Raw genomic sequence first — 21,969 nt, 5'->3', positions numbered from 1 at the left:
GCCCTGCCCCCACAGTAACGAAAAAGCCCCGCTTGCGCGGGGCTTTTCCTGTCACCTACGCCGGGCAGCGCCCGGCGCTACCTCAGGCAAACGGATCCTGCAGGACCATGGTGTGGTCGCGGTCCGGGCCGGTGGAAACGATGCTGATCGGGCAGCCGGCCAGCTCTTCCAGCGAACGCAGGTAGGCGCGTGCGGCCGGCGGCAGGTCGTCCCAGTTGGTGATGCCGTGGGTGTTCTCGCTCCAGCCCGGGAACTCCAGGTACACCGGGGTGCAGTCTTCCCAGCCCTGTGCGTCCAACGGCGCGTACTCGGTGCGCTTGCCGTTGTATTCGTAGGCGATGCAGACCTTCAGCTTTTCCATGCCATCCAGCACGTCCAGCTTGGTGATGCACAGGCCGCTGATGCCGTTGATGGCCACGGCGCGCTTCAGCGCGACGATGTCCATCCAGCCGCAACGACGCGGACGGCCGGTCGAGGCACCGTACTCGGCGCCGCGGTCACGGATGCCCTGGCCGACTTCGTCGTCCAGCTCGGTCGGGAACGGGCCGCCGCCGACGCGGGTGGCGTAGGCCTTGGCGATACCCAGCACGTAGTCGATCGAATCAGCGCCGACGCCGGAACCGGCCAGCGCACCACCGACGGTGGTGTTGGAGCTGGTGACGTACGGGTAGGTGCCGTGGTCGATGTCCAGCAGCGCGCCCTGCGCGCCTTCGAACAGCACGCGCTTACCCTGCTTGCGCAGGTCGTGCAGGATGCCGGCCACGTCGGACTTCATCGGCTGCACGTATTCGCCGAAGGCCAGCGCTTCGTCGAAGGTCTTCTGGAAATCGACGGCGTCGGTCTTCAGGTAGTTGGTCAGCACGAAGTTGTGGTAGTCCAGCGCAGTGCGCAGGAGCTCTTCCAGCTGCTTCGGGTAGTGCAGGTCGGCGATGCGGATACCGCGGCGCGCCACCTTGTCTTCGTAGGCCGGGCCGATGCCGCGACCCGTGGTGCCGATCGCCTTGCCGCCGGCAGCGCGTTCGCGCGCCTGGTCCAGGGCGATGTGGTACGGCATGATCAGCGGCGCGGCCGGGGAGATCTTCAGGCGCGAACGCACTTCCACGCCGGAGGCTTCCAGCTCGGCAATTTCCTTCTGCAGCGCGGCCGGCGAGATCACCACGCCGTTGCCGATCAGGCACAGCGCGTCGTCACGCAGGATGCCCGACGGGATCAGGTGCAGGACGGTCTTCTTGCCGTTGATGACCAGGGTGTGGCCGGCATTGTGGCCGCCCTGGAAGCGCACGACGGCGCCGATTTCCTCAGTGAGCAGATCGACGATCTTGCCCTTGCCTTCATCGCCCCACTGGGCACCAAGCACTACGACAGACTGACCCATGACGGGCTCCTCATATGTTGCGGCCATCGGGGCCGCGGACGGGTAAACCGTGGCGGGGCTGGCCAGCACCTGGTGGGCGGCTCCAAACGGGGAGCGGCCGGCGATGGAAGGCCCAGACACGGAAAAAGCCGAACGGGGAGGCCCGTCCGGCTTTTGTGCATTATCCGGGTTTCCGGGGTCCGCTGCCACCTTTCCGACGGACGGCTTCACCGGCCGGTCAGCCGCCCCGCCCGGTGGTACCGACCGCTGGCCGGCAATGCCAACCAAGGTTGGCATCCACCAGAGCCGGGCCACACATGTGCCGGCCGGTCAGCCGCCCCGGTAGTGCCGGCCGCTGGCCGGCAATGCCAACCAAGGTTGGCATCCATCAGAGCCCGGGTCACGCATGTGCCGGCCGGTCAGCCGCCCCGTCCGGTAGTGCCGGCCGCTGGCCGGCAATGCCAACCAAGGTTGGCATCCACCAGGGCCGGGCCATGCAGGTGCCGACCGGTCAGCCGCCCCGCCCGGGATTGCCGGCCAGCGGCCGGCACTACCCTTTCAATGCCGCACCCACCACAGCAGGCTCAGGCCGGCCAGCAGCACCAGGCCGCCGAAGCTGCGCAGGGCCGGGCTGGGCAGATCCAGCAGACGTTCGGCCATGCGCTTCCAGGCGAACGGGGCGACGAACAGGAACAGGCCTTCCAGCACCGCGACCAGGCAGACGGCGGCGAACAGATCTTTCATGGGGAACTCCGGAAAAAGCACGGGGCCCGGCAACTGGCCGGGCCCCGTGGGGTACTGCCCTGCGACCTCAGCGGTCGTTCTTCAGGTACTGCAGGAACGGGTCGTTCTTGTCCAGCACGATCACGCCGTTGCCGTCGGTCATGGAGCCACGGTAGGCCTCCAGGCTGCGGTAGAACGCATAGAACGACGGGTCGGCCGAGCCGGCCTTGCCGTAGATGCGGGCCGCATCGGCATCGCCTTCACCGCGCAGGCGCTGGGCATCACGCTCGGCCTCGGCGATCAGCACGGTGCTGTCACGGTCGGCCTGGGCACGGATGGTCAGCGACTGCTCCTCGCCTTCGGCGCGCAGCTTGGCGGCTTCCTGCTTGCGCTGGGCGCGCATGCGCTCGTACACGTCGTTGATCACCTGGCTGTCGGTCGGCAGGTCCACCTGCTTGATGCGCAGGTCGATCATCTGCATGCCGAGGCCAGCCACCGCTTCGTTGATCCCCTTCAGCTGCTCGGCGATCAGCTCGCTGCGGTCGCCGGAGACCAGCTGCTGCAGGGTGCGCGAGTTGATCTGGTTGCGCAGCGAGTCGGTGATGATCGGTGCCAGGCGGGCATTGGCGATACGCGGATCGCCGCCGGTGGCACGGAAGTAGTCACCCACGTTGGAGATGTAACCGATGGCGAAGAAGTCGACGCTGACGTCCTTCTGCTCGGCGGTGAAGTAGCGCGCCGGCGCGGTGTCGAGCACCTGGAAGCGGCGGTCGAAGACCTTCACCGTTTCCACCACCGGCACCTTGAAGTGCAGGCCCGGCTTGATGTCCGAACGCACCACCTTGCCCAGGTTCAGCACCATGGCGGTCTGGTCCTCACGGACCACGTACACCGAGCCGAGCAGGCCCAGTACCACCGCCACGATCACGGCGATCCAGATAGGACTCTTCATCGGCTGCCCTCCTCACGGCCGCTCGGTCGCCCGGTCGGGCGGCCCACCGGCCGGCCCGGATCACGGGAAGCTTCCACCGCTGCACCCGGCAGCGACGGCATCACCACGTCCGGGTTCGCCACTGCGGCCGGGGCCGAGGTGCTGGGACGGGTGTCGCCGGTCATCGGCACGTAGATCAGCTGGCGGCCATCGCCACCGATCACCTTGCGGTTCTCGCTCAGCACCTGCTGCACGGTCTCCAGCCACAGGCGCTTGCGGGTCACTTCCGGGGCGTCCTTGTACTGGGCCTGCAACAGGCTGAAGCGCTGCGCGTCACCTTCGGCCTTGGACACCACGGCCTGCTTGTAGCCTTCGGCGGTGGTACGGGCACGCGAGGCCTGGCCTCGGGCTTCCGGCACGACCTTGGCGGCGTAGGCCTGGGCTTCGTTGATCAGGCGTTCCTTGACCTGCTGGGCACCGTTGACCTCGTCGAAGGCCGGCTTCACTTCCTCCGGCGGACGGGCGTCCTGCAGGGTCAGGCCGGTCACGGTCAGGCCGGTCTTGAACGCCTTCAGCAGCGCCTGCAGGCGCTCTTCGGCAGCCACGGCCAGCGGGCCACGGTTGTTCAGTACCGCGTTGAGGTCGGCCCGGCCGACTTCCTCGCGCACCGCGCTCTGCGCCGACTGCTCCAGCACCTGGTTGGCATCAACGGTGCCGAACAGGTACTGCTGCGGGTCGTCGATGCGGTACTGGACGTTCAGCGAGACGTTGACGATGTTCTCGTCGCGGGTCAGCACCGGCACCTGGATCGAGAAGGTCTTGATCTCGGTGGCGTTGACCTTGGTGACCGATTCGATCGGCCACGGCAGCTTGAAGTTCGGGCCGGGCTGCAGGATGCGGGAGAACTGGCCGAAGCGCAGCACTACGCCACGCTGCTGTTCGCCGATCAGCTGGAAGCTGGAGAACAGCACCAGCAGCACGACAGCCGCCACCACCCAACGCATGATGCCGCCGTCGAACAGGTCCTTCAGCGGCCCGGGCAGTCCGCCCCAGCCACCACCATTGCCACCGCCGCGCGACCCGAACGGCCCGCGTCGATTGTCCTCGGGGCCTTGTCCGCCCTTGTTGCCGCCGGGTGTATTCCAGGCCATGCACGCTCCATCAAGATTTGGGCTGCGGCGCGGGCCCTTCCCGCACCACCAGCCGTGAAACCATCACCGATCATACAAGATGGGGCGGATCGGCAGGATCGAAAGGGGGGCAACGGGGTAAGGTGGCGTTTTCCTCGAAGTCAGGCAACGCCGATGGCCCCCACCACCCCGTTCACCGCCTTCCGCATCGAAAACGACGACGCCGGCTACCGTAGTGGCCTGGCCCTGCTCAATGTCGACGACCTCAACCCCGGCCAGGTGCTGATCCGCGCCCACTGGTCCTCGGTCAACTACAAGGATGCCCTGGCCGGCACCGGCAAAGGCAGGATCCTGCGCCGCTTCCCGCTGGTGGGTGGCATCGACGTGGCCGGCACCGTGGTCGCCAGCACCGATCCGGACTGGCGTGAAGGCGACGCGGTGCTGGCCACCGGCTGCGGCCTCAGCGAGACCCGCGACGGCGGCTACAGCCAGTATGTGCGCCTGGAATCGCGTGCGGTGATCGCCCAGCCGACCGGGCTGACCCCACGCGAGGCGATGGTGCTGGGCACCGCCGGCTTCACGGCGGCCCTGGCCCTGCTGCGCATGCAGGACAACCGGCAGACCCCGGAACTCGGCCCGCTGGCGGTCACCGGCGCCAGCGGTGGTGTCGGCGCGCTGGCGCTGTCGATCTTCAGCCGTGCCGGCTATACCGTGCACGCGGTCAGCGGAAAACCCGAACAGACCGGTTTCCTGCGCGGCATCGGCGCCACCGAGGTGCTGCCACGTGACGCACTGGCCGACACCGCCCCGCTGCAGTCGGCCCGCTTCGGCGGAGGCCTCGACAATGCCGGAGGCGACATGCTGGCCAGCCTGCTGGCGCAGACCGTGCCCTATGGCAGCGTGGTCAGTGCCGGTCTGGCGGCCAGCCCGACGCTGGACATGACGGTGATGCCGTTCATCCTGCGCGGCGTCTCGCTGCTCGGCGTGTCCTCGGCCAATGCACCGCGCGGGCTGCGCGAAGAAGTGTGGTCGCGCCTGGGCGGCGAATGGAAGCCGCAGCATCTGGACCGCATCTGCACCGCCGAGGTGGGGCTGGATGGCCTGCCCGCCGTGTTCGATCGGATGCTGGCCGGTGGCTCGCTGGGCCGCACCGTGGTGCGGATCGACTGAACGTCGCAGGCAGGCGACGGACGGCAGAGGCGGCCCTCCCACCGGTAATGGGCCCGCACTACACTGCGGGCATTACATGGGGAACAACATGGCACGCATTCTGATCGTCGACGACTCACCGTCGCAGCTGTTGGGGATACAGCGCATCGTCGAGAAGCTCGGGCACCAGATCCTGACCGCCACCGATGGCGCTGCCGGGGTCGAAGCCGCCAAGGCCGAGCTGCCCGACCTGGTCCTGATGGACGTGGTGATGCCCAACCTCAATGGCTTCCAGGCCACCCGCACCCTCGCCCGCGACGAGGCCACCCGGCACATTCCGGTGATCCTGGTGACCACCAAGGACCAGGACACCGACCGCATGTGGGGCATGCGCCAGGGCGCCAAGGCGTACATCACCAAGCCGTTCTCGGAAGACGAACTGTCCGAAGTGCTGGAGCGGGTGTTCGCCGGGCAGGGCTGAGCCCGCCCTGGTAGGTGCCAACCTTGGTCGGCACATCGCTCCGGTGGGTGCCAACCTTGGTTGGCACGCTTTGAACGACCGGAAGGCGTGCGGACCAAGGTCCGCACCCACCAAATTCCATCTCAGATCGTCTCGCCAAACGCCTTGGCCAGGTTCCGGTACGCCTTCTTCTGCGCCTCGTCGGTCGCGGCCGGGGCCACGATCTCGATCTCGACGATCTGGTCGCCATCCGGGTTGCCCGGCAAGCCACGCCCGCGCAGGCGCAGCTTGCGGCCGGCATCGGAATCGGCCGGAATCTTCAGCTCCACCGCACCGCCCAGGGTCGGCACGCTGATGCTGGTCCCCAGCGCGGCCTGCCACGGCGTGACCGGCAGCGTATAGAGGATGTTGCGGCCATCGACCTCGAACTGCGGGTGGGCGGCGTATTCCACTTCCAGCAGCAGGTTGCCGCCATGGTTGCCCTGCCCCGCCAGGCGGATCACCTGGCCCGGACGGATGCCCTTGGGCACGCGCACGTCCAGCTGCTTGCCGTTGACGGTGATGCGCAGGCTGTCGCCGCTGTAGGCCGCTTCCAGCGGTACCGACAGCTTGGCGCGGGTGTCGCGGTTGGGAGCATGCCCCTGGCTGCTGAAGCCCGGCCCCGGACCAGCGCCGCCACCGCCACGCTGGCGCGCGAACAGGCTTTCGAAGAAGTCGCTGAAGCCGCCGTTGGGGCCGCCGCCGCCGAACACTTCCTCGAAGTTGAAGCCACCGGCACCGCCGTAGTTCGGCGGCACGTTGAATTCCTCGCCCGGGCGGTAGCCCTGCGCGCGCAGCTGGTCATAGGCCGCGCGCTTCTCCGGGTCACGCAGCGCCTCGTAGGCCTCGTTGACCGCCTTGAACTTGTCTTCGGCCCCGGCCTCCTTGCTGACGTCCGGGTGGTACTTGCGTGCCAGCCGGCGGTAAGCGGTCTTGATCTCCGCCTCGCCCGCGCTCGGTTCCACCCCCAGGGTGGCGTAGTAATCCTTGAATTCCATCCAGCTACCTCGATTCGCTTCGGCCGCGCCGGTGGCGCCGCCCCGGGTTCATTCTACGCGCCGGCGATGCTACGCCGCCCCTCGTGCGGCGCCGGTGAGGCCGACTGATCCTGCGCAATGCGGCTGCCATCGCCCTGCCCCAGGCTGTGGCTGGAAGCCCATGCCGCGAAGCCTGAAGATGGGGCCTGCACACCGGGTTTCCAATGTCTTGACGCCCCTGTCCCATCCAGCCCACTAGCCTGCCCCAGCAAGGAGTTCCCCATGACCATCCATGTCGGCGACCGCATTCCGGAAGTGACCCTCAAGCGCATCCGCGAGGGCATCGAAACGCTCGATACGCATTCGCTGTTCGACGCGCGCAAGGTGGTGTTGTTCGCCGTGCCCGGTGCGTTCACCCCGACCTGCTCGGCGCGCCACCTGCCCGGCTACGTCGAGAAATTCCAGGCCTTCCGCCAGCGCGGCATCGACGTCTACTGCATGGCCGTCAACGACCCGTTCGTGATGAAGGCCTGGGCCGCCGACCAGAGCGTGCCCGACGGCCTGCTGATGTTGTCCGACGGCAATGCCGAACTGACCCGCGCGCTTGGCCTGGAGCTTGACGCCAGCGCTTCGGGCATGGGCATCCGATCGCGCCGCTTCGCCCTGTACGTGGTCGATGGCGTGGTTCGTGCGGCATGGATCGAGCAGCCAGGCCAGTTCGAGGTGTCTTCGGCCGAGTACGTGCTGGAGCACCTGCCTACCTGACCCCCCACCGCAAGAGGAAACGGCCAGCCATGTCCAGCAAGCCAGCCAAAACCGCAAAGCCCGCCGCAAAGGTGCCCGGCATCAGTAACCGCAAGACCCTGCGCGAACGCGCCCGGCGCAACATCGAAGACGGGGCGATCACCGGCAGCTACAGCGCCGACCGCAAGGTGGTGATCAAGCTGCTCAACGACGCACTGGCCACCGAATACGTGTGCGTGCTGCGCTACTACCGGCACTACTTCATGGCCAAGGGCATGCTGGCCGACGCGGTCAAGGCCGAGTTCCTCGAGCACGCGCAGCAGGAACAGGCGCACGCCGGCAAGCTGGCCGAGCGCATCGTCCAGCTCGGCGGCGAGCCGGATCTCAACCCGGATACCCTGACCGCGCGCTCGCATGCCGAATACAAGGAAGGCAGCGACCTGCGCGACATGGTCCGCGAGAACCTGGTGGCCGAACGGATTGCCATCGACAGCTACCGCGAGATGATCAACTTCATCGGCGACCGCGATACCACCACCAAGCGCATCCTCGAAGAGATCCTGGCGCAGGAAGAGGAACACGCCGACGAGTTTGCCGACCTGCTGGATGGGTGGATCGGGGAATAGCGGCCCCGCATACGCCTTGGTAGATGCCCACCTTGGTGGGCGCATTTATCGCGCGCCAACCAAGGTTGGCACCTACCAGAGCATGGATGCGCCGGGTCGCCGGCCCATTCCCAGCACCTACCGCAGGACGTTGAACCGCACCTGCGTCCATGCGCCGTCAGCCGCCAGCGCAGTCAGGGTGTGAGCGCCGGGGTCAGCGAACTCGTGCTGCATCAACTGCGCGCCGCGGGTCTGCGCGATCCAGCGGCCATCCAGCAACCAGTCCACCGCCTGCTCGCTGCCCAGCGCGCGCAGCTGCAGCCGCACGCCGTGTTGGGCATTGGGCGCCCGGGCCAGGGTGGCACCGTTGTTGAGACCATCGATATGCAGGGCCACACTGGCATCGCGTCCGTCATCGCGACAGTCCGGCGACAGTGCTGGCAACTGCGAGGCCTCGCGCGTGGCCTTGGGCAACCACGGCGACAGCAGCGCCGGCCAGCGCGCGATCTCGCGTGGTACTTCCTCATGTGGCGCGCGGCAGTCGGCCGATACACGCAGGCCGGTCCGCGCATCGGCCAGGTAACGTTGCCGGCCCGGCTGCCAGCGCCGCGCCTCGCGCTCGGGGAAGGTCAGCGGTGCTGCGCCGTCCAGCAGGTAGGCCGACATCCGCCGCTGGCAGAGTGCCGCAGGCAGGCCCTCGGCACGTTCGCCAGTCGGCCAGCAGATATCTTCCTGGCTGACACTGGCCGGCATCGGTGCAGCAGCGGAATCGCCACGCTGGCGCGGCAGGCTGTCCACCACTTCGAACATCAGCGGCAGTGCGGTGACTGCACCATATTGGCCCGGCAGCGGCGTGCCGTCCGGCCGCCCCACCCACACGCCCACGGTGTAGTGGCGGGTACTGCCGATCGCCCACGCATCGCGATACCCGTAACTGGTGCCGGTCTTCCACGCCACACGCGGGCGGCCACCGACATCGAACGTACCGACGCTGTAGCCTGGGCGCGGATTCGATTCCAGCATCTCGCGCACGATCCAGCTTGCGCCGGGCGAAGCGAGGCGCCGCTCGATCATCGGCTCGTCGTCGGTGTAACGCACACGGCCGGCGATGCCGTTGCGGTTGAGCGCGGCGAACGCGCCGACCAGGTCTTCCAACCGCGCGCCGGTGCCGCCCAGGATCAGCGACAGGTTGGGCGTGCTGCCCGGCGGGAAGCGCAGCTGGATGCCGGAGTGCGACAGGCGTGCGGCGAAGCGCGCAGCACCGACCCGCTGCAGCAGATCCACCGAGGGCACGTTGAGCGACAGGCGCAACGCGCTGGAGGCGCCGATCGGTCCGTTGAAGGCCATGTCGAAGTTGCCAGGGCGGTAGCTGCCGAAACTCTGCGGCGCATCCACCAGCAGGCTTTCCGAATGGATCAGGCCGTCATCCAGTGCCATCGCATACAGGAACGGCTTGAGCGTGGAACCCGGCGAGCGCCAAGCCTGCACCATGTCCACGTGCCCCAACCGCTGGCGGTCACCGAACGCCAGCGTGCCAACGTAGGCACGCGCCTGCAGGGTCTGGTTGTCGACCACCAGCAGGGCCGCCGAGGTGCGCTCGGGCAGCGTCGAGAAATAGCTGGCCACGCGCTCTTCCAGCGTGCGCTGCAGGCCGATGTCGATGCTGCTCTGGATGCGTGCCTGGCCCGGGTGCGCCGAATGCAGGCGCTGCGCCAGCAGTGCGGCGTGCAGCGGCGGCCGCAGCGAGCGCGCCACCACGTTCTCGATGCGCGCGTCCTCCACTTCTTCCGGTGTCCACGCACCCAGTTCGGCCATGCGTGACAGCACCTTGTCGCGCGCCTTCTGCGCCGCTTCCGGATGGCGGTCCGGGCGCAGCCGGCTCGGCGCCTGCGGCAGCACCGCCAGCAGTGCGGCTTCGGCATGAGACAGTTGCGCCGCCGGCTTGCCCAGGTAGGCCCAGCTGGCCGCTTCCACGCCTTCGATGGTGCCGCCGTAAGGCGCGCGTTCCAGGTACAGGGCCAGGATCTGCTGCTTGCTCAGGTGCACTTCCAGCTGCACCGCGCGCAGCATCTGCTTGAGCTTGCCCCAGGGCGTGCGCGTATGTGGATCGAGGATGCGTGCGACCTGCATGGTCAGGGTCGAGCCACCGGACACGATGCGGCCGCCGCGCAGCAACTGGCCGCTGGCACGCAGGATCGCCAGCGGGTTGATGCCCGGATGGCGCCAGAACCAGCGGTCTTCGTAGGTGAGCAACGCCTGCAGGTACAGCGGCGAGACGCTGTCGATCGAGGCCGGATAGCGCCACACGCCCTCGGCATCGGCAAACGCACGCAGCGGGGTGCCATCGGCAGCCACCACCAGGGTGCTGGTATCGCGCTGCTTAGGCAGCGGCGGCGGGAAAGCGAAGTCCAGCACCAGCAGCAGCGCCAACGTGGCGGCCGTACCCCAGCGCAGCCATGGCCACAGCGGCCGCAGCCGGCGGCGCAGGGCCGCCAGCCGGGTTGTCATCGTGTTCTTCATTGCAGGTTGCCAGCGGGACGGGCCGCGCCGTCGCGGCCCGTCCGCGCGGTCACGGCTGTACCACCGTGATCGTGGTCGGGTTGCTGCGACCGACGCCGCGCAGCTGCGGCCGGTACATGTCCTCCACCAGCGGCGGCGGCACCGAGTAGGTACCCGGGGTCACCGCGCGCACCAGGTAGAACACGTTGGCCTTGCTGCCACGCGAGAGCTTCAGCGCGGCCACGTAACGGTCGTCGCGGAACTCCTCGTGCTTGGTATCGGCGGCTTCACCACGGTCGCTGATGGTGATGCCATCGACCACCACGTCGGCCCACTGCTTGGCATCGCCCAGGTTGAAGTTCTCGATCTCCAGGCCGGCCGGCAGCAGGTCGGTCAGCAGTGCATCGGGCATCGTGGTGTCAGCGGTGACGGTGACGCGCACGATCAGGGCTTCGCCTTCCTTCAGCGGGCGCGGCGACCACGGCTTGCCATCGGTGCCGTAGTAGCTGCGCTCCACGCCCAGCACACTGTTGTCCGGCGCCGGTGCGCTGCGCGGGATGCCGGCCACGTCGATGCTGGCGAACATCGGCGGCTGCCCCTGCGGGGTGAAGCGCACGCCGCTGGCCAGTTCGCTGGCGGTGAAGTTGCGGCCGAACAGCTTGCGCTCGCCGACGGACTCGCTGTTGCCACCGATCACCAGTTCACCGGCCACCAGTGCCTTCTGGTTGGCCGCCAGGGCCTTGCCCAGGCGGGCAATGGCTACCTGTTCCTGCGTACTCAACCACATCCAGCCGGCACTGCGGCGCGCATCCAGGCCACGGCCGAGATCGACCGCACGCGCATCCCAGGCCGGCTTGGCCAGCTTGTTTTCGTGGGTCAGCGCGATCATCAGCGCGTCATCGCGAATGGCACTGCCGTAGTCACCGAAGTACGACGGGCGTTCGCTGCTGGACTTGGCGAAGGCCGCAGTCAGCGCGGCCTGGCCACGCTTGGCATCGCCCTGCAGCGACAGCGCCACGCCCAGGTGGACCAGCGACAGGCCACCGACCGCCTTGCTGCGCTCGTTGTCGTACAGCGTACGCAGGGTACCCAGCGGCGCACGGTTGACCCGGGCCAGCACATAGCCCGAATATGCCTGGTTGGCGAACTTCAGCTTCTCGCGGTCATCCTGGCCGTAGAACTGGTTGCCGCCGGACAGCAGATCCTCGCTGAGACGGTTGAGCGCCTTCTGCAGCACGTTATCGGGCACGGCGAAACCGGCATCCTTGGCGTCGAGCAGGAACTCGGTGATGTACGGAGTCAGCCACGGGTTCACGTAGCCGTCGTCACCCCACATCGAGAAGTTGCCGTTGGCCACCTGCATCGACGCCAGGCGACCGAACGCGCCTTCCATGCGTTCGCGACGGGTCTTGGCATCCAGCCCGTCCGCTCCGAGCATCGACGACGTCGCCTGGTCCAGGATCAGCGCGGCGTAGCCCTTGCTGGTGGTCTGCTCGGCACAGCCATACGGGTAGTTCAGCGCGCCCTGCAGCGCACTGGCGAACGGAATCGGCGGCAGCGGGCTGACCAGCAGGCGGGCATTCACCGACTCGGACATCAGGCCATCGGTCAGGCTGTTGTCGAGGCTGACCGCCGCCAGCGGATCAAGCGTGCGCACCTGCGAACGCAGCACCTGCGGCCACGCCGCTCGCACCGGCAGGTCATAGCGGCGATCGGCCTTGAAGCCGTTGCCGTCCACCCGTACCCGCACCTTGGCCACGCTGTGGCCCTCACGCGCGGACAACGGGAAGCTCAGCGTGGTCTTGGCATCGGCATTCAACTGCACGCTGCGGCTGCCCTCGCCCAGGTTCAGCGGGCCTTCGCTTTCCACCTTCACGTTGAACTGGCCCGGCTTGCCGGTGAAGTTCTGCACGTCCAGGGTCACGGTGCTGCGGTCGCCCGGGGCCAGCACGCGCGGCATGCTGGCTTCGGCCAGGATCGGCGCACGCACCACGGTTTCCACATCGCGCTTGCCGTACTGGTCATCGCTGTAGACCAGTGCCGACACCCGCAGGGTGCCGTTGAAGTCCGGCACCTTCAGGCGGATGCGGGCGATGCCCTTGGCATCGAGCTGCACCGGGCCGGAGAACAGGTCCACGGTCTGCACGCGCGCGGTCGGACGCTTGGCCTGCGGCAACGCCTGCAGCGCCATGTCGCCACCGAACTTCAGCTTGCCGGCACCGCCGTCAAAGCTCTCGATCACCCGGCTGTAGATGTCGTAGGCATCGATGCCGAGGCGACGCTGGGCGAAGAAGTGCGCACCGGCGTCGGGCACCGGGAAACGAGTGATGTTGAGGATGCCCACGTCCACCGCGGTGACGGTGACGTGCGCCATCTTGCCGGCCAGCTGCGGTGCGCTGACCGTCACCGGCAGGTCCTGTTCCGGTCGCATCTGCTTGGGCGCGGCCAGGCCGACGGCCACGGTGCGGCCCTTGCGGTCCATCGGCACGTGCACCACGCCCACGGCACGGGCCGGGGTGATCTTGCTCGGCGCACTGCCGCCACGGAACACCAGTGCGGTGATGTAGACGTCGTGGCGCTCCCAGTCGGCGGTGACCGGGATCTTGAAGGTCGAACCCGGCTTGGCCTCGATGTCCTGCACGTACAGCATGCGGTCGGTCTCGACCATCAGGATGCCCTTGCCGGCATGCGGCGGGGTCACCGTCACCTCCAGCGTGTCACCGGCCTTGTAGCCGGTCTTGTCCAGGCCCAGCTTGACCTTGTCCGGGCGTGCGTCCAGGCCGCGGTTGTCATCGCCCCAGCTCCAGCCGGCGCGGAACGGATAGCGGCTGGTCAGGCCAGTGGACGGATCGAACACGTCCACCCGGTACTCGCCCCACTCCACCGGGAAATCGAAGGCGACCGCGCTGCTGCTGGCGTCGACGGTGCGGGTTTCCTTGTTCTCGAAACGGCGGGTGAAATCGTAGTCCCAACGGTTGTCGTTGAAGGTCCAGTGGTAGTCGCGCAGTTCGCGCACCAGGGTGATCTTCAGGCCCTTGGCCGGCTGCGGTGCGCCGGCGGCATCCACGCGCATCAGTTCGAAGCGCGCATTGCCGTTGGAATCGGCGCCGTCCTCGGGGTTGAACAGCGGGCGCACGCCCACCAGCGCATTGGCCGGCCACATCACCCGCTTCAGGGTACGGGTAACCGTGCGGCCACCGGTTTCATACAGGCTGCCGGACAGCACCACGGCAATCGGCGCCTTGGCCTTGGCCGCCTCTTCCGGCAGCGCCACATCCTCACGCAGCTGGCCGTTGCCCGGCAGCGTGGTGTCGATCACGTCCTTGGCTTCGCGCGGCAGCTGCAGGGTCGGGTCACCGAAGAAGTAGCCCGGCAGGCCTTCCACCGGCGTCTGTTCGGCGGCCACCGCCATGCGTGCGGTGAAGCGGTTGCCATCGGCCGGTGCCCCGTACAGATAGGCACCATTGGCCTGCAGGCGCAGGTCCTCACCCGGCTTCAGCGTCTTCTGCGCGCTGTCCAGGTCCAGCTTCATGCGCTCGGGCAGGAATTCCTCGATGCGCAGGGTCATGCCCTGGATCGCTTCCTTGCTGGCCGGGTCGGTGCGGAACTCGACCTGCCAGCGCCCGGTCGGCGCCTCGGCGGGGATCACCTGCTCGAAGTTGATGTAGCCCTGGTCACCCGGCTGCAGACGGGTCTCGCGGAAGGTCTTGCCGTCGGGCTGCTTCAGGCGCAGGAACACCGGTTGCGCCTTGACCGGCTTGCCGTCGTTGTCGCGCAGCAGCGCGGACAGGCGCACGGTCTCGCCCGGGCGGTACAGGTCGCGGCCGGACCAGGCGTAGACGTCGAACCACGCATTGTCACGGCCGGCCACGGCGAATTCGCTCAGATCCAGCGCCGGCTGGTTGAACGGCAGGAAGCTGGTGTCCTTGCCAGTGCTGGCGACCAGCACGTGGGTGGCATCCAGGGTGTAATTCAGCAGCGCATTGCCATTGCCGTCGGTGCTGCCCTTGAGCACTACCTCGCCCTTGGCATCCAGCACGCGCAGGTCGATGCCCTTCAGTGGCGCACCGTCCTTCAGGCCGGCGGTGTGGACGAACAGCTTGTCCTTGTAGGCACGGGTATGCAGGCCGATGTCGCTGACCGAGAAGAACGCGGTATCGAATTCGCCTTCGTAGTCGCCGGTGCGCTTGAGCAGGGCGAAGTACAGGCCCGGCTCCTGCAGTTCCTTGATGTCCTGGGTTGGCAGGTAGGTCAGCACCCGCTCGTTCTTCTTGCCGCCAAGAATGAAGCGGTTGACGTAGACCGGCTCGGCCAGCTTGTTGATCGGGCTGCGCTCGTAGTCGCTGCTCAGTTCCCAGCTACCACGGCGGCCGCCACGCTGGTACTGGCTGAAGAAGGTTGGCAGGTCCTTCTCGCGCACGCGCAGGAACTCGACATCGACCTCCGGCACGTTCACCGACACCACCGGCAGGCCACGGCTGTCCTTGGCCGGCAGCACGCTGCCCTGCGAAGCGAAGCCAACTACCGGCTTCAGCTCGCCGCTGAACACCTTCTGCTTCAGTTCCTTGCCCAGCCGGCTGCCATCGGCGGCCAGCAGGTCGGGCGAGACCACCAGGCTGAATTCCTTGCCGGCCTCGACGAACGGGTAGCGCAGGGTCAGGCCGTCATCGGACAGCGTCCAGCTGCTGTCGTCGGTGCCGACCTTCTCTTCGAAGCGCACCAGCTTGTCGAAATCCTGGGTGCCGACCAGCGGGCGCGAGAACTCCAGCGCCAGCGACAGGCCGTCATTCTTCTGGTCCGGGTAGGCACGCAGCAGGGTGAATTCCTTCACCTGCTCGGCCTGGGTGGTGATGGCTTCACCACTGGCCTTGGGCAGCTGCCCGCTGTCGTTGCGGCAGCCGGCCAGGCCCAGCAACAGGCCTCCTGCCAGTACAGCCGCCGCCCATCCCCACCGCTTCCGCCGTGCCGGACCGCTCATGTCGTCACTCCTTGATCGAGGTGGCCATTATAGGCAGGCCGCGTCAAGGTGTTGACGCGAAATCGGCAATTGCCCCGGGTGCGGGTAGCGCCGGCCGCTGGCCGGCAGTCCGGTAGCCGCCAACCTTGGTTGGCACCTACCAAAGCGGGTCGAGCCACGTGCCCGGCAAGCAGACGTGGCGTCAGATCCACCAGAGCGTTGCTACCCCGGCAGGTACAGGTCCACGTAGTCGGTCACCGGCATCGCCGCCAGCGCCACCGGGTCCAGCGAAGCGGCCCAGATGCGCTGCTGCTGGGCGGTCGGGAAGCGATGGGCCAGGTGCCGGCGGAACTTGTCCATCAGCAGCGGAATGCCTTCCTCGCGGCGCCGGGCGTGGCCGAGCGGGTATTCCACCAGTACCTCCGGCAGTTCGCTGCCATCGGTGAAGCGCACGCCCAGGCCGTTGGCGATGCTGCGCTTGTCCGGGTCCAGATAATCGGCGCTGAGCTGCGGATCCTCTTGACAGGTCATCTTCGCGCGCAGCGCGTCGATACGCGGATCGGCGGCAACGTCGTCCTCGTAGTCCTCTGCCACCAGCCGCCCATGCAGCAATGCGATGGCGACCATGTACTGCACGCAGTGGTCGCGGTCGGCCGGGTTATGCAGTGGGCCCTGCTTGTCGATGATGCGGATGCAGGCTTCCTGGGTCCGGATCGCGATATGCGCGATGTCCTCGACCCGTCGCCCGATCGCGCGCAGCTGCTGGTGCAGCGTGATCGCCGCCTCCACCGCGGTCTGGCCGTGGAACTCGGCCGGGTAGCTGATCTTGAACAGCACGTTCTCCATCACATAGCTTCCCAGCGGTCGCTCCAGCGCCAGTGCCTGACCGTGCATGGACACCGCTTCAAAACCCCAGGTCGGTGCGCTGAGCACGCTGGGGTAGCCCATCTCACCGCTGGCTGCCATTAGCGCCAGGCGCACGCCACGGCTGGTCGCGTCGCCGGCCGCCCAGCTCTTGCGCGACCCGGTGTTGGGCGCGTGCCGGTAGGTGCGCAGGGCCTGGCCGTCCACCCAGGCCAGCGACAGCGCATTGAGCATGCGTTCGCGATCCAGCCCGAGCAGCTGCGAAACCACGGCCGTGGTGGCCACCTTGACCAGCACCACATGGTCCAGCCCAACGCGATTGAAGGAATTCTGCAGCGCCAGCACGCCCTGGATCTCGTGCGCCTTGATCATCGCCAGCAGCACGTCGTGCACGGTCGGCGGCGGACGACGCAGGGCCTGCGCGTTGCGCCCCAACCAATCGCAGACGGCAAGAATCCCGCCGAGGTTATCGGAAGGATGGCCCCATTCGGCGGCCAGCCAGGTGTCGTTGAAATCCAGCCAGCGCACCATTGCGCCGAGGTTGAAGGCCGCCTGCACCGGGTCCAGCACGTAGTGCGTGCCCGGTACGTGCGCGCCGTTGACCACACTGATGCCCGGCACCAGTGGACCGAGCAGTTTGCTGCAGGCCGGGAAGGACAGCGCTTCCAGGCCGCAACCCAACGTATCAAGCAGGCAATGATGCGCGGTCTGGAACGCCAGCGGCGAGTCGATGCGGGCGTCGCGTACGTAGTCGACGATATCCACCAGCAGCGTATCCCACGCTGCACGCTCGTTGGATGGGGTGTGGTTGTCGGACATCGTCGATCTCCTCGTTGCGGTGCACCGTTGCCCGTGCACCATGCCAACCAAGGTTGGCATCTACCAAAGCAATCGGTCTCTGCGGCCCGGTAGTCGCCAACCTTTGGTTGGCGTTTACCAACGCATCACTCGGCCGGCACCCGCACCTTGCCTTCCATCAGCACGCGGGCGCTGCGGCTCATGATGGCCTTGGTCACTGTCCACTGGCCGTCAACGAAACCGGCCTGCGCGCCCACGCGCAACGTGCCGGAAGGATGACCGAAGGTCACTGCCTCGCGTTCGCCACCACCAGCCGCACGATTGACCAGGGTGCCCGGAATCGCCGCTGCAGTGCCGATCGCCACTGCAGCGGTACCCATCATCGCGTGGTGCAGCTTGCCCATCGACAGCGCACGCGCATGCAGGTCGATCGCCGAGGCCGGGATGGCCTTGCCACTGGACGACACGTAGTCCTGTGCCGGTGCCACGAAGGCCACCTTCGGCGTGTGCTGGCGGGTCGCTGCGTCTTCCAGGTTCTTGATCAGACCCATGCGCAAGGCGCCATAGGCGCGGATCTTCTCGAAGCGCTCCAGCGCTCCCCTGTCCTCGTTGATCGCCGGTTGCAGCTCGGTGCCGGTGTATCCCAGGTCGGCAGCGTTGAGGAAGATGGTCGGGATGCCAGCGGTAATCATCGTCACCTCGAAGCTGCCCACGCCGGGCACCTCCAGGGTGTCGACCAGATTACCGGTCGGGAACATTGCGCCCGCGTCGCCGTCATCGGACGGATCGATGAATTCCAGCTGGATCTCGGCCGCCGGGAAGGTCACGCCGTCCAGCTCGAAATCGCCGATTTCCTGTACTTCACCATCGCGCATCGGCACGTGGGCGATGATGGTCTTGCCGATGTTGGCCTGCCAGACGCGCACGGTGCACAGGCCATCGCGCGGCACACGGGCCGGATCGATCAGACCGTTGGCGATCGCGAACGGACCCACCGCGGTGCTGAGGTTGCCGCAGTTGCCGCTCCAGTCGACGAAGGCGGTATCGATCGAGACCTGACCGTACAGGTAGTCCACATCGTGGTCCGGCACAGAAGCGGTGGAGATGATCACGCACTTGCTGGTGCTGGACGTTGCACCGCCCATGCCATCGGTCTGCTTGCCATACGGATCGGGTGAGCCGATCACGCGCATCAGCAGTGCATCGCGTGCGGCGCCCGGCACCTGTGCGGCTTCGGGCAGGTCCTGCAGGCGGAAGAACACGCCCTTGCTGGTGCCACCGCGCATGTAGGTGGCGGGAATACGGAGTTGCGGGAGGAAGGTCATGGATCAGTATCCTGGATGCGACGAACCAATATCGGGGTTGAGCTCCTCGTCTTCGAACACTGCTTCCATGCCCCGCGAAGCGTTCCAGATGCGCACGATGGAAACGTGCGCAGGTAGCTCCACGTAGTAGACCAGGTAGCCGTCGAAGCGACGAACCGGATGAAAACGCAATGGCGCTGGCAGCGAGGGCAACAGATCCGCATGCAGTGCGGAATCAGCACCTGGGTGGGCCTCGATCAGCTTGACGACGGATTCCACCGCATCGATGAAGCCGATTTCCAGCACTTCTCCGCCCTGAACTGCATACCAAGCTGCTGCCTGGTCAAGATCTCGAACCGCTGCAGGGGACCAGTGCGAAGGTTTCACTTGCGGTTCCGTGCACGCTCACGGAGCTTGTCGAAGTGATCCGGCGCCAGAGGCGCCGAAGGACCAGAAGCCAGCCCCTCGGCAATCAGCTGCTTGAGCAGTTCTTCGGCCTTGCTGCGCTGGCGCTGGCGGATCAGGTCACGCACATAGTCCGACGTACTGGAGTAGCCGCCTTCGCGCACTTCTTCGTCCACGAACTGCTTGAGCGGATCGGTCAGCGAAATGTTCATGGTGGCCATGAAACTCTCCTTTGGCAGTTTTTGCCAAGTCAGTGTGCGCCCCGCTCTGGTGTCGGACAAGCCCGCCCCCGGCCTCCGGGGGCAGGCATTCAGCCGGCTATCACGCCACCTTGGCGCCTTCCAGGAAGTCTTGGGCGAAGCGCTGCAGCACGCCGCCGGCTTCGTAGATCGCTACTTCCTCGTCGCTGTCCAGGCGGCAGGTGACCGGCACGATCACGTCCTGGCCGTCGCGGCGGTGGATGACCAGGGTCAGTTCGGCACGCGGGGTACGCTCGCCGATCACGTCAAAGGTCTCCGTGCCGTCGATGCCCAGGGTCAGGCGGGTGGTGCCCGGCTTGAACTCCAGTGGCAGCACGCCCATGCCGATCAGGTTGGTGCGGTGGATGCGTTCGAAGCCCTCGGCCACGATCGCCTCCACGCCAGCCAGACGCACGCCCTTGGCGGCCCAGTCACGCGAGCTGCCCTGGCCGTAGTCGGCACCGGCGATGATGATCAGCGGCTGCTTGCGGTCCATGTAGGTCTCGATCGCTTCCCACATGCGCATGACCTTGCCTTCCGGCTCCACGCGCGCCAGCGAACCCTGCTTCACGCTGCCGTCGTCGTTGCGCACCATCTCGTTGAACAGCTTCGGATTGGCAAACGTGGCGCGCTGCGCGGTCAGGTGGTCACCGCGGTGGGTGGCGTAGGAGTTGAAGTCTTCTTCCGGCAGGCCCATCTTCGCCAGGTATTCGCCGGCGGCACTGGACGCCATGATCGCGTTGGACGGCGACAGGTGGTCGGTGGTGATGTTGTCCGGCAGCACCGCCAGCGCGCGCATCCCTGCCAGCGTGCGCTCACCGGCCAGTGCACCCTCCCAGTACGGCGGGCGGCGGATGTAGGTGCTCTGCGGGCGCCAGTCGTACAGCGGGCTGACCGCCGCGCCATGCTCCACGCGCACGTTGAACATCGGGTTGTAGACCTTGCGGAACTGCTCGGGCTTCACCGAGGCCTTCACCACCGCGTCGATCTCGGCGTCGCTCGGCCAGATGTCCTTCAGGCGCACCTCGTTGCCATCGGCATCCACGCCCAGCACGTCCTTCTCGATATCGAAGCGGACGGTGCCGGCGATGGCGTAGGCGATCACCAGCGGCGGCGAGGCCAGGAAGGCCTGCTTGGCGTACGGGTGGATGCGGCCATCGAAATTGCGGTTGCCAGACAGCACAGCCGTGGCGTACAGGTCACGGTCGATGATTTCCTGCTGGATCTTCGGGTCCAGCGCACCGCTCATGCCGTTGCAGGTGGTGCAGGCGAAGGCGACGATGCCGAAGCCAAGCTGCTCCAGGTCCGGCAGCAGGCCGGACTCTTCCAGGTACAGCTGCACGGCCTTCGAGCCCGGCGCCAGCGACGACTTCACCCACGGCTTGCGCTGCAGGCCACGCGCGTTGGCGTTGCGCGCCAGCAGTGCGGCGGCAATCACGTTGCGCGGGTTGGAGGTGTTGGTGCAGCTGGTGATGGCGGCGATGATCACCGCGCCATCGGGCATCAGGCCCTGCGCCTGCTCGGCCCTGCCGGCTTCCAGCTTCGCTTCGTCGGCGATGCCGCGCTCGGCCAGCTCGGCGGTTGCCACGCGCTTGTGCGGGTTGGACGGGCCGGCCATGTTGCGCACCACGCTGGACAGGTCGAAGCGCAGCACACGCTCGTACTGCGCGGTGGCCAGATCGTCGGCCCACAGGCCGGTGGTGCGTGCGTAGTTCTCCACCAGCGCCACCTGCGATTCCTCGCGACCGGTCAGGCGCAGGTACTCGGTGGTCTGCGCATCGATGTAGAACATCGCGGCGGTGGCACCGTATTCGGGGCACATGTTGGAGATGGTGGCGCGGTCACCGATGGTCAGCGCCGCGGCACCCTCGCCGAAGAATTCAAGCCAGGCACCGACCACGCGCTCCTTGCGCAGGAACTCGGTCAGGGCCAGCACCACGTCGGTGGCGGTGATGCCCGGCTGCGGGCGGCCACTCAGTTCGACACCGACGGTATCGGGCAGGCGCATCCACGACGCGCGGCCCAGCATCACGTTCTCCGCTTCCAGGCCGCCAACACCAATCGCGATCACGCCCAGTGCATCCACGTGCGGGGTATGGCTGTCGGTGCCCACGCAGGTATCCGGGAAGGCCACGCCGTCCTGCACGTAGACCACCGGCGACATCTTCTCCAGGTTGATCTGGTGCATGATGCCGTTGCCCGGCGGAATCACGTCCACGTTCTCGAAGGCCAGCTTGGTCCAGTCGATGAAGTGGAAACGGTCTTCATTGCGACGATCTTCGATCGCGCGGTTCTTCTCGAACGCCTGCGGATCGAAACCACCACATTCCACTGCCAGCGAGTGATCGACGATCAGCTGCACCGGCACCACCGGATTGACCTTGGCCGGGTCACCGCCCTTGTCGGCAATCGCATCACGCAGGCCGGCCAGGTCGACCAGCGCGGTCTGGCCGAGGATGTCGTGACACACAACGCGCGCCGGGAACCACGGGAAATCCAGGTCGCGACGGCGCTCGATCAGCTGCTTCAGCGAATCGCTGAGCGTGGCCGGATCGCAGCGGCGCACCAGGTTCTCGGCCAGCACGCGCGAGGTGTACGGCAGGGTGGCGTAGGCGCCGGGCTGGATCGCATCGACAGCGGCACGCGCGTCGAAATAATCCAGCGCGCTGCCGGGGAGGTTCTTGCGGTAATCGGTATTCATGGGCTGGCGGAGTGCTTGAGGCGGGCCGGGTGCCGGCGGTGCGGCGGCGAAAGCATCCGGCCGGCACATTGCCGGCCGGATGGGTACAGC

At 67.1% G+C, this 21,969-nt stretch carries 16 protein-coding genes; 4 read left to right on the top strand and 12 right to left on the bottom strand.

Annotated features, from left to right (window positions below):
• Nucleotides 1-82 precede the first annotated feature (82 nt).
• The 4 genes from EKL94_RS06055 to hflK form a co-directional block, all read right to left on the bottom strand.
• Nucleotides 83-1,375, bottom strand: a complete 1,293-nt coding sequence (locus tag EKL94_RS06055) for an adenylosuccinate synthase (protein WP_126928391.1) — start codon at nt 1,373-1,375, stop codon at nt 83-85.
• A gap of 537 nt (nt 1,376-1,912) precedes the next feature.
• A complete protein-coding gene (locus EKL94_RS06050; protein WP_005414170.1) occupies nt 1,913-2,098 on the bottom strand; it encodes a DUF2065 domain-containing protein in 186 nt (61 codons plus the stop codon).
• A 67-nt stretch (nt 2,099-2,165) separates the two neighbouring features.
• Entirely contained in the window at nt 2,166-3,029 is an 864-nt protein-coding gene (gene hflC / locus EKL94_RS06045) for a protease modulator HflC (RefSeq protein WP_010482785.1), read from the bottom strand.
• A complete protein-coding gene (gene hflK / locus EKL94_RS06040; RefSeq protein WP_126928390.1) occupies nt 3,026-4,159 on the bottom strand; it encodes an FtsH protease activity modulator HflK in 1,134 nt (377 codons plus the stop codon). Before hflK ends, hflC begins: the two co-directional genes overlap by 4 nt.
• Before the next feature lie 153 nt (nt 4,160-4,312).
• Between hflK and EKL94_RS06035 the strand changes: the two genes are divergently transcribed.
• The gene (locus EKL94_RS06035) at nt 4,313-5,308 is read left to right on the top strand and encodes a YhdH/YhfP family quinone oxidoreductase (protein ID WP_126928389.1); all 996 of its coding nucleotides are present in this window, start codon (nt 4,313-4,315) and stop codon (nt 5,306-5,308) included.
• An 88-nt stretch (nt 5,309-5,396) separates the two neighbouring features.
• Complete coding sequence (gene pilH / locus EKL94_RS06030; RefSeq protein WP_126928388.1) at nt 5,397-5,768, top strand: twitching motility response regulator PilH; 372 nt, start codon at nt 5,397-5,399, stop codon at nt 5,766-5,768.
• Nucleotides 5,769-5,890: 122 nt separating this feature from the next.
• Here pilH and EKL94_RS06025 read toward each other — a convergent pair whose 3' ends face one another.
• Complete coding sequence (locus tag EKL94_RS06025) at nt 5,891-6,784, bottom strand: DnaJ C-terminal domain-containing protein (protein WP_106468840.1); 894 nt, start codon at nt 6,782-6,784, stop codon at nt 5,891-5,893.
• Nucleotides 6,785-7,045: 261 nt separating this feature from the next.
• Here EKL94_RS06025 and EKL94_RS06020 point away from each other — a divergent pair, with 261 nt between their 5' ends.
• The gene (locus tag EKL94_RS06020) at nt 7,046-7,528 is read left to right on the top strand and encodes a peroxiredoxin (RefSeq protein WP_032127816.1); all 483 of its coding nucleotides are present in this window, start codon (nt 7,046-7,048) and stop codon (nt 7,526-7,528) included.
• A gap of 29 nt (nt 7,529-7,557) precedes the next feature.
• Nucleotides 7,558-8,133 carry a ferritin-like domain-containing protein gene (locus EKL94_RS06015; RefSeq protein WP_126928387.1) on the top strand — a complete coding sequence of 192 codons (576 nt, stop codon included), beginning with the start codon at nt 7,558-7,560 and terminating at the stop codon, nt 8,131-8,133.
• A gap of 117 nt (nt 8,134-8,250) precedes the next feature.
• Here the strand turns inward: EKL94_RS06015 and pbpC are convergent, their stop codons facing one another.
• From pbpC to acnD, 7 genes are all read right to left on the bottom strand, one after another.
• Entirely contained in the window at nt 8,251-10,632 is a 2,382-nt protein-coding gene (pbpC, locus tag EKL94_RS06010; RefSeq protein ID WP_126928386.1) for a penicillin-binding protein 1C, read from the bottom strand.
• A 49-nt stretch (nt 10,633-10,681) separates the two neighbouring features.
• Nucleotides 10,682-15,589 carry an alpha-2-macroglobulin family protein gene (locus EKL94_RS06005; RefSeq protein ID WP_126928385.1) on the bottom strand — a complete coding sequence of 1,636 codons (4,908 nt, stop codon included), beginning with the start codon at nt 15,587-15,589 and terminating at the stop codon, nt 10,682-10,684.
• A 201-nt stretch (nt 15,590-15,790) separates the two neighbouring features.
• Nucleotides 15,791-17,251: a bifunctional 2-methylcitrate dehydratase/aconitate hydratase gene (locus EKL94_RS06000; protein WP_126928384.1), complete on the bottom strand. Its 1,461-nt coding sequence runs from the start codon at nt 17,249-17,251 to the stop codon at nt 15,791-15,793.
• Nucleotides 17,252-17,376: 125 nt separating this feature from the next.
• Nucleotides 17,377-18,555 carry a 2-methylaconitate cis-trans isomerase PrpF gene (prpF, locus tag EKL94_RS05995; protein WP_126928383.1) on the bottom strand — a complete coding sequence of 393 codons (1,179 nt, stop codon included), beginning with the start codon at nt 18,553-18,555 and terminating at the stop codon, nt 17,377-17,379.
• A 3-nt stretch (nt 18,556-18,558) separates the two neighbouring features.
• Nucleotides 18,559-18,921 (bottom strand): type II toxin-antitoxin system RelE/ParE family toxin, encoded by a 363-nt coding sequence (locus EKL94_RS05990; RefSeq protein ID WP_126928382.1) that lies wholly within the window; start codon nt 18,919-18,921, stop codon nt 18,559-18,561.
• Entirely contained in the window at nt 18,918-19,160 is a 243-nt protein-coding gene (locus tag EKL94_RS05985) for a type II toxin-antitoxin system ParD family antitoxin (RefSeq protein ID WP_005410653.1), read from the bottom strand. The genes EKL94_RS05990 and EKL94_RS05985 overlap by 4 nt, the downstream gene beginning before the upstream one ends.
• A gap of 100 nt (nt 19,161-19,260) precedes the next feature.
• Nucleotides 19,261-21,879 (bottom strand): Fe/S-dependent 2-methylisocitrate dehydratase AcnD, encoded by a 2,619-nt coding sequence (acnD, locus tag EKL94_RS05980; protein WP_126928381.1) that lies wholly within the window; start codon nt 21,877-21,879, stop codon nt 19,261-19,263.
• Between the last annotated feature and the right edge of the window lie 90 nt (nt 21,880-21,969).

Origin of the sequence: Stenotrophomonas maltophilia (assembly GCF_003970865.1) — a bacterium.
GTDB lineage: Bacteria > Pseudomonadota > Gammaproteobacteria > Xanthomonadales > Xanthomonadaceae > Stenotrophomonas > Stenotrophomonas maltophilia_AR.
The sequence above is the reverse complement of the archived record's forward strand: the minus strand, read 5'-3'. Positions and strand labels throughout refer to the sequence as shown.

Coding starts and splice junctions, on each gene's coding strand:
- EKL94_RS06055 (WP_126928391.1), bottom strand. CDS start 1,375: ATGGGTCAGTCTGTCGTAGTGCTTGGTGCCCAGTGGGGCGATGAAGGC.
- EKL94_RS06050 (WP_005414170.1), bottom strand. CDS start 2,098: ATGAAAGATCTGTTCGCCGCCGTCTGCCTGGTCGCGGTGCTGGAAGGC.
- hflC (WP_010482785.1), bottom strand. CDS start 3,029: ATGAAGAGTCCTATCTGGATCGCCGTGATCGTGGCGGTGGTACTGGGC.
- hflK (WP_126928390.1), bottom strand. CDS start 4,159: ATGGCCTGGAATACACCCGGCGGCAACAAGGGCGGACAAGGCCCCGAG.
- EKL94_RS06035 (WP_126928389.1), top strand. CDS start 4,313: ATGGCCCCCACCACCCCGTTCACCGCCTTCCGCATCGAAAACGACGAC.
- pilH (WP_126928388.1), top strand. CDS start 5,397: ATGGCACGCATTCTGATCGTCGACGACTCACCGTCGCAGCTGTTGGGG.
- EKL94_RS06025 (WP_106468840.1), bottom strand. CDS start 6,784: ATGGAATTCAAGGATTACTACGCCACCCTGGGGGTGGAACCGAGCGCG.
- EKL94_RS06020 (WP_032127816.1), top strand. CDS start 7,046: ATGACCATCCATGTCGGCGACCGCATTCCGGAAGTGACCCTCAAGCGC.
- EKL94_RS06015 (WP_126928387.1), top strand. CDS start 7,558: ATGTCCAGCAAGCCAGCCAAAACCGCAAAGCCCGCCGCAAAGGTGCCC.
- pbpC (WP_126928386.1), bottom strand. CDS start 10,632: ATGAAGAACACGATGACAACCCGGCTGGCGGCCCTGCGCCGCCGGCTG.
- EKL94_RS06005 (WP_126928385.1), bottom strand. CDS start 15,589: ATGAGCGGTCCGGCACGGCGGAAGCGGTGGGGATGGGCGGCGGCTGTA.
- EKL94_RS06000 (WP_126928384.1), bottom strand. CDS start 17,251: ATGTCCGACAACCACACCCCATCCAACGAGCGTGCAGCGTGGGATACG.
- prpF (WP_126928383.1), bottom strand. CDS start 18,555: ATGACCTTCCTCCCGCAACTCCGTATTCCCGCCACCTACATGCGCGGT.
- EKL94_RS05985 (WP_005410653.1), bottom strand. CDS start 19,160: ATGGCCACCATGAACATTTCGCTGACCGATCCGCTCAAGCAGTTCGTG.
- acnD (WP_126928381.1), bottom strand. CDS start 21,879: ATGAATACCGATTACCGCAAGAACCTCCCCGGCAGCGCGCTGGATTAT.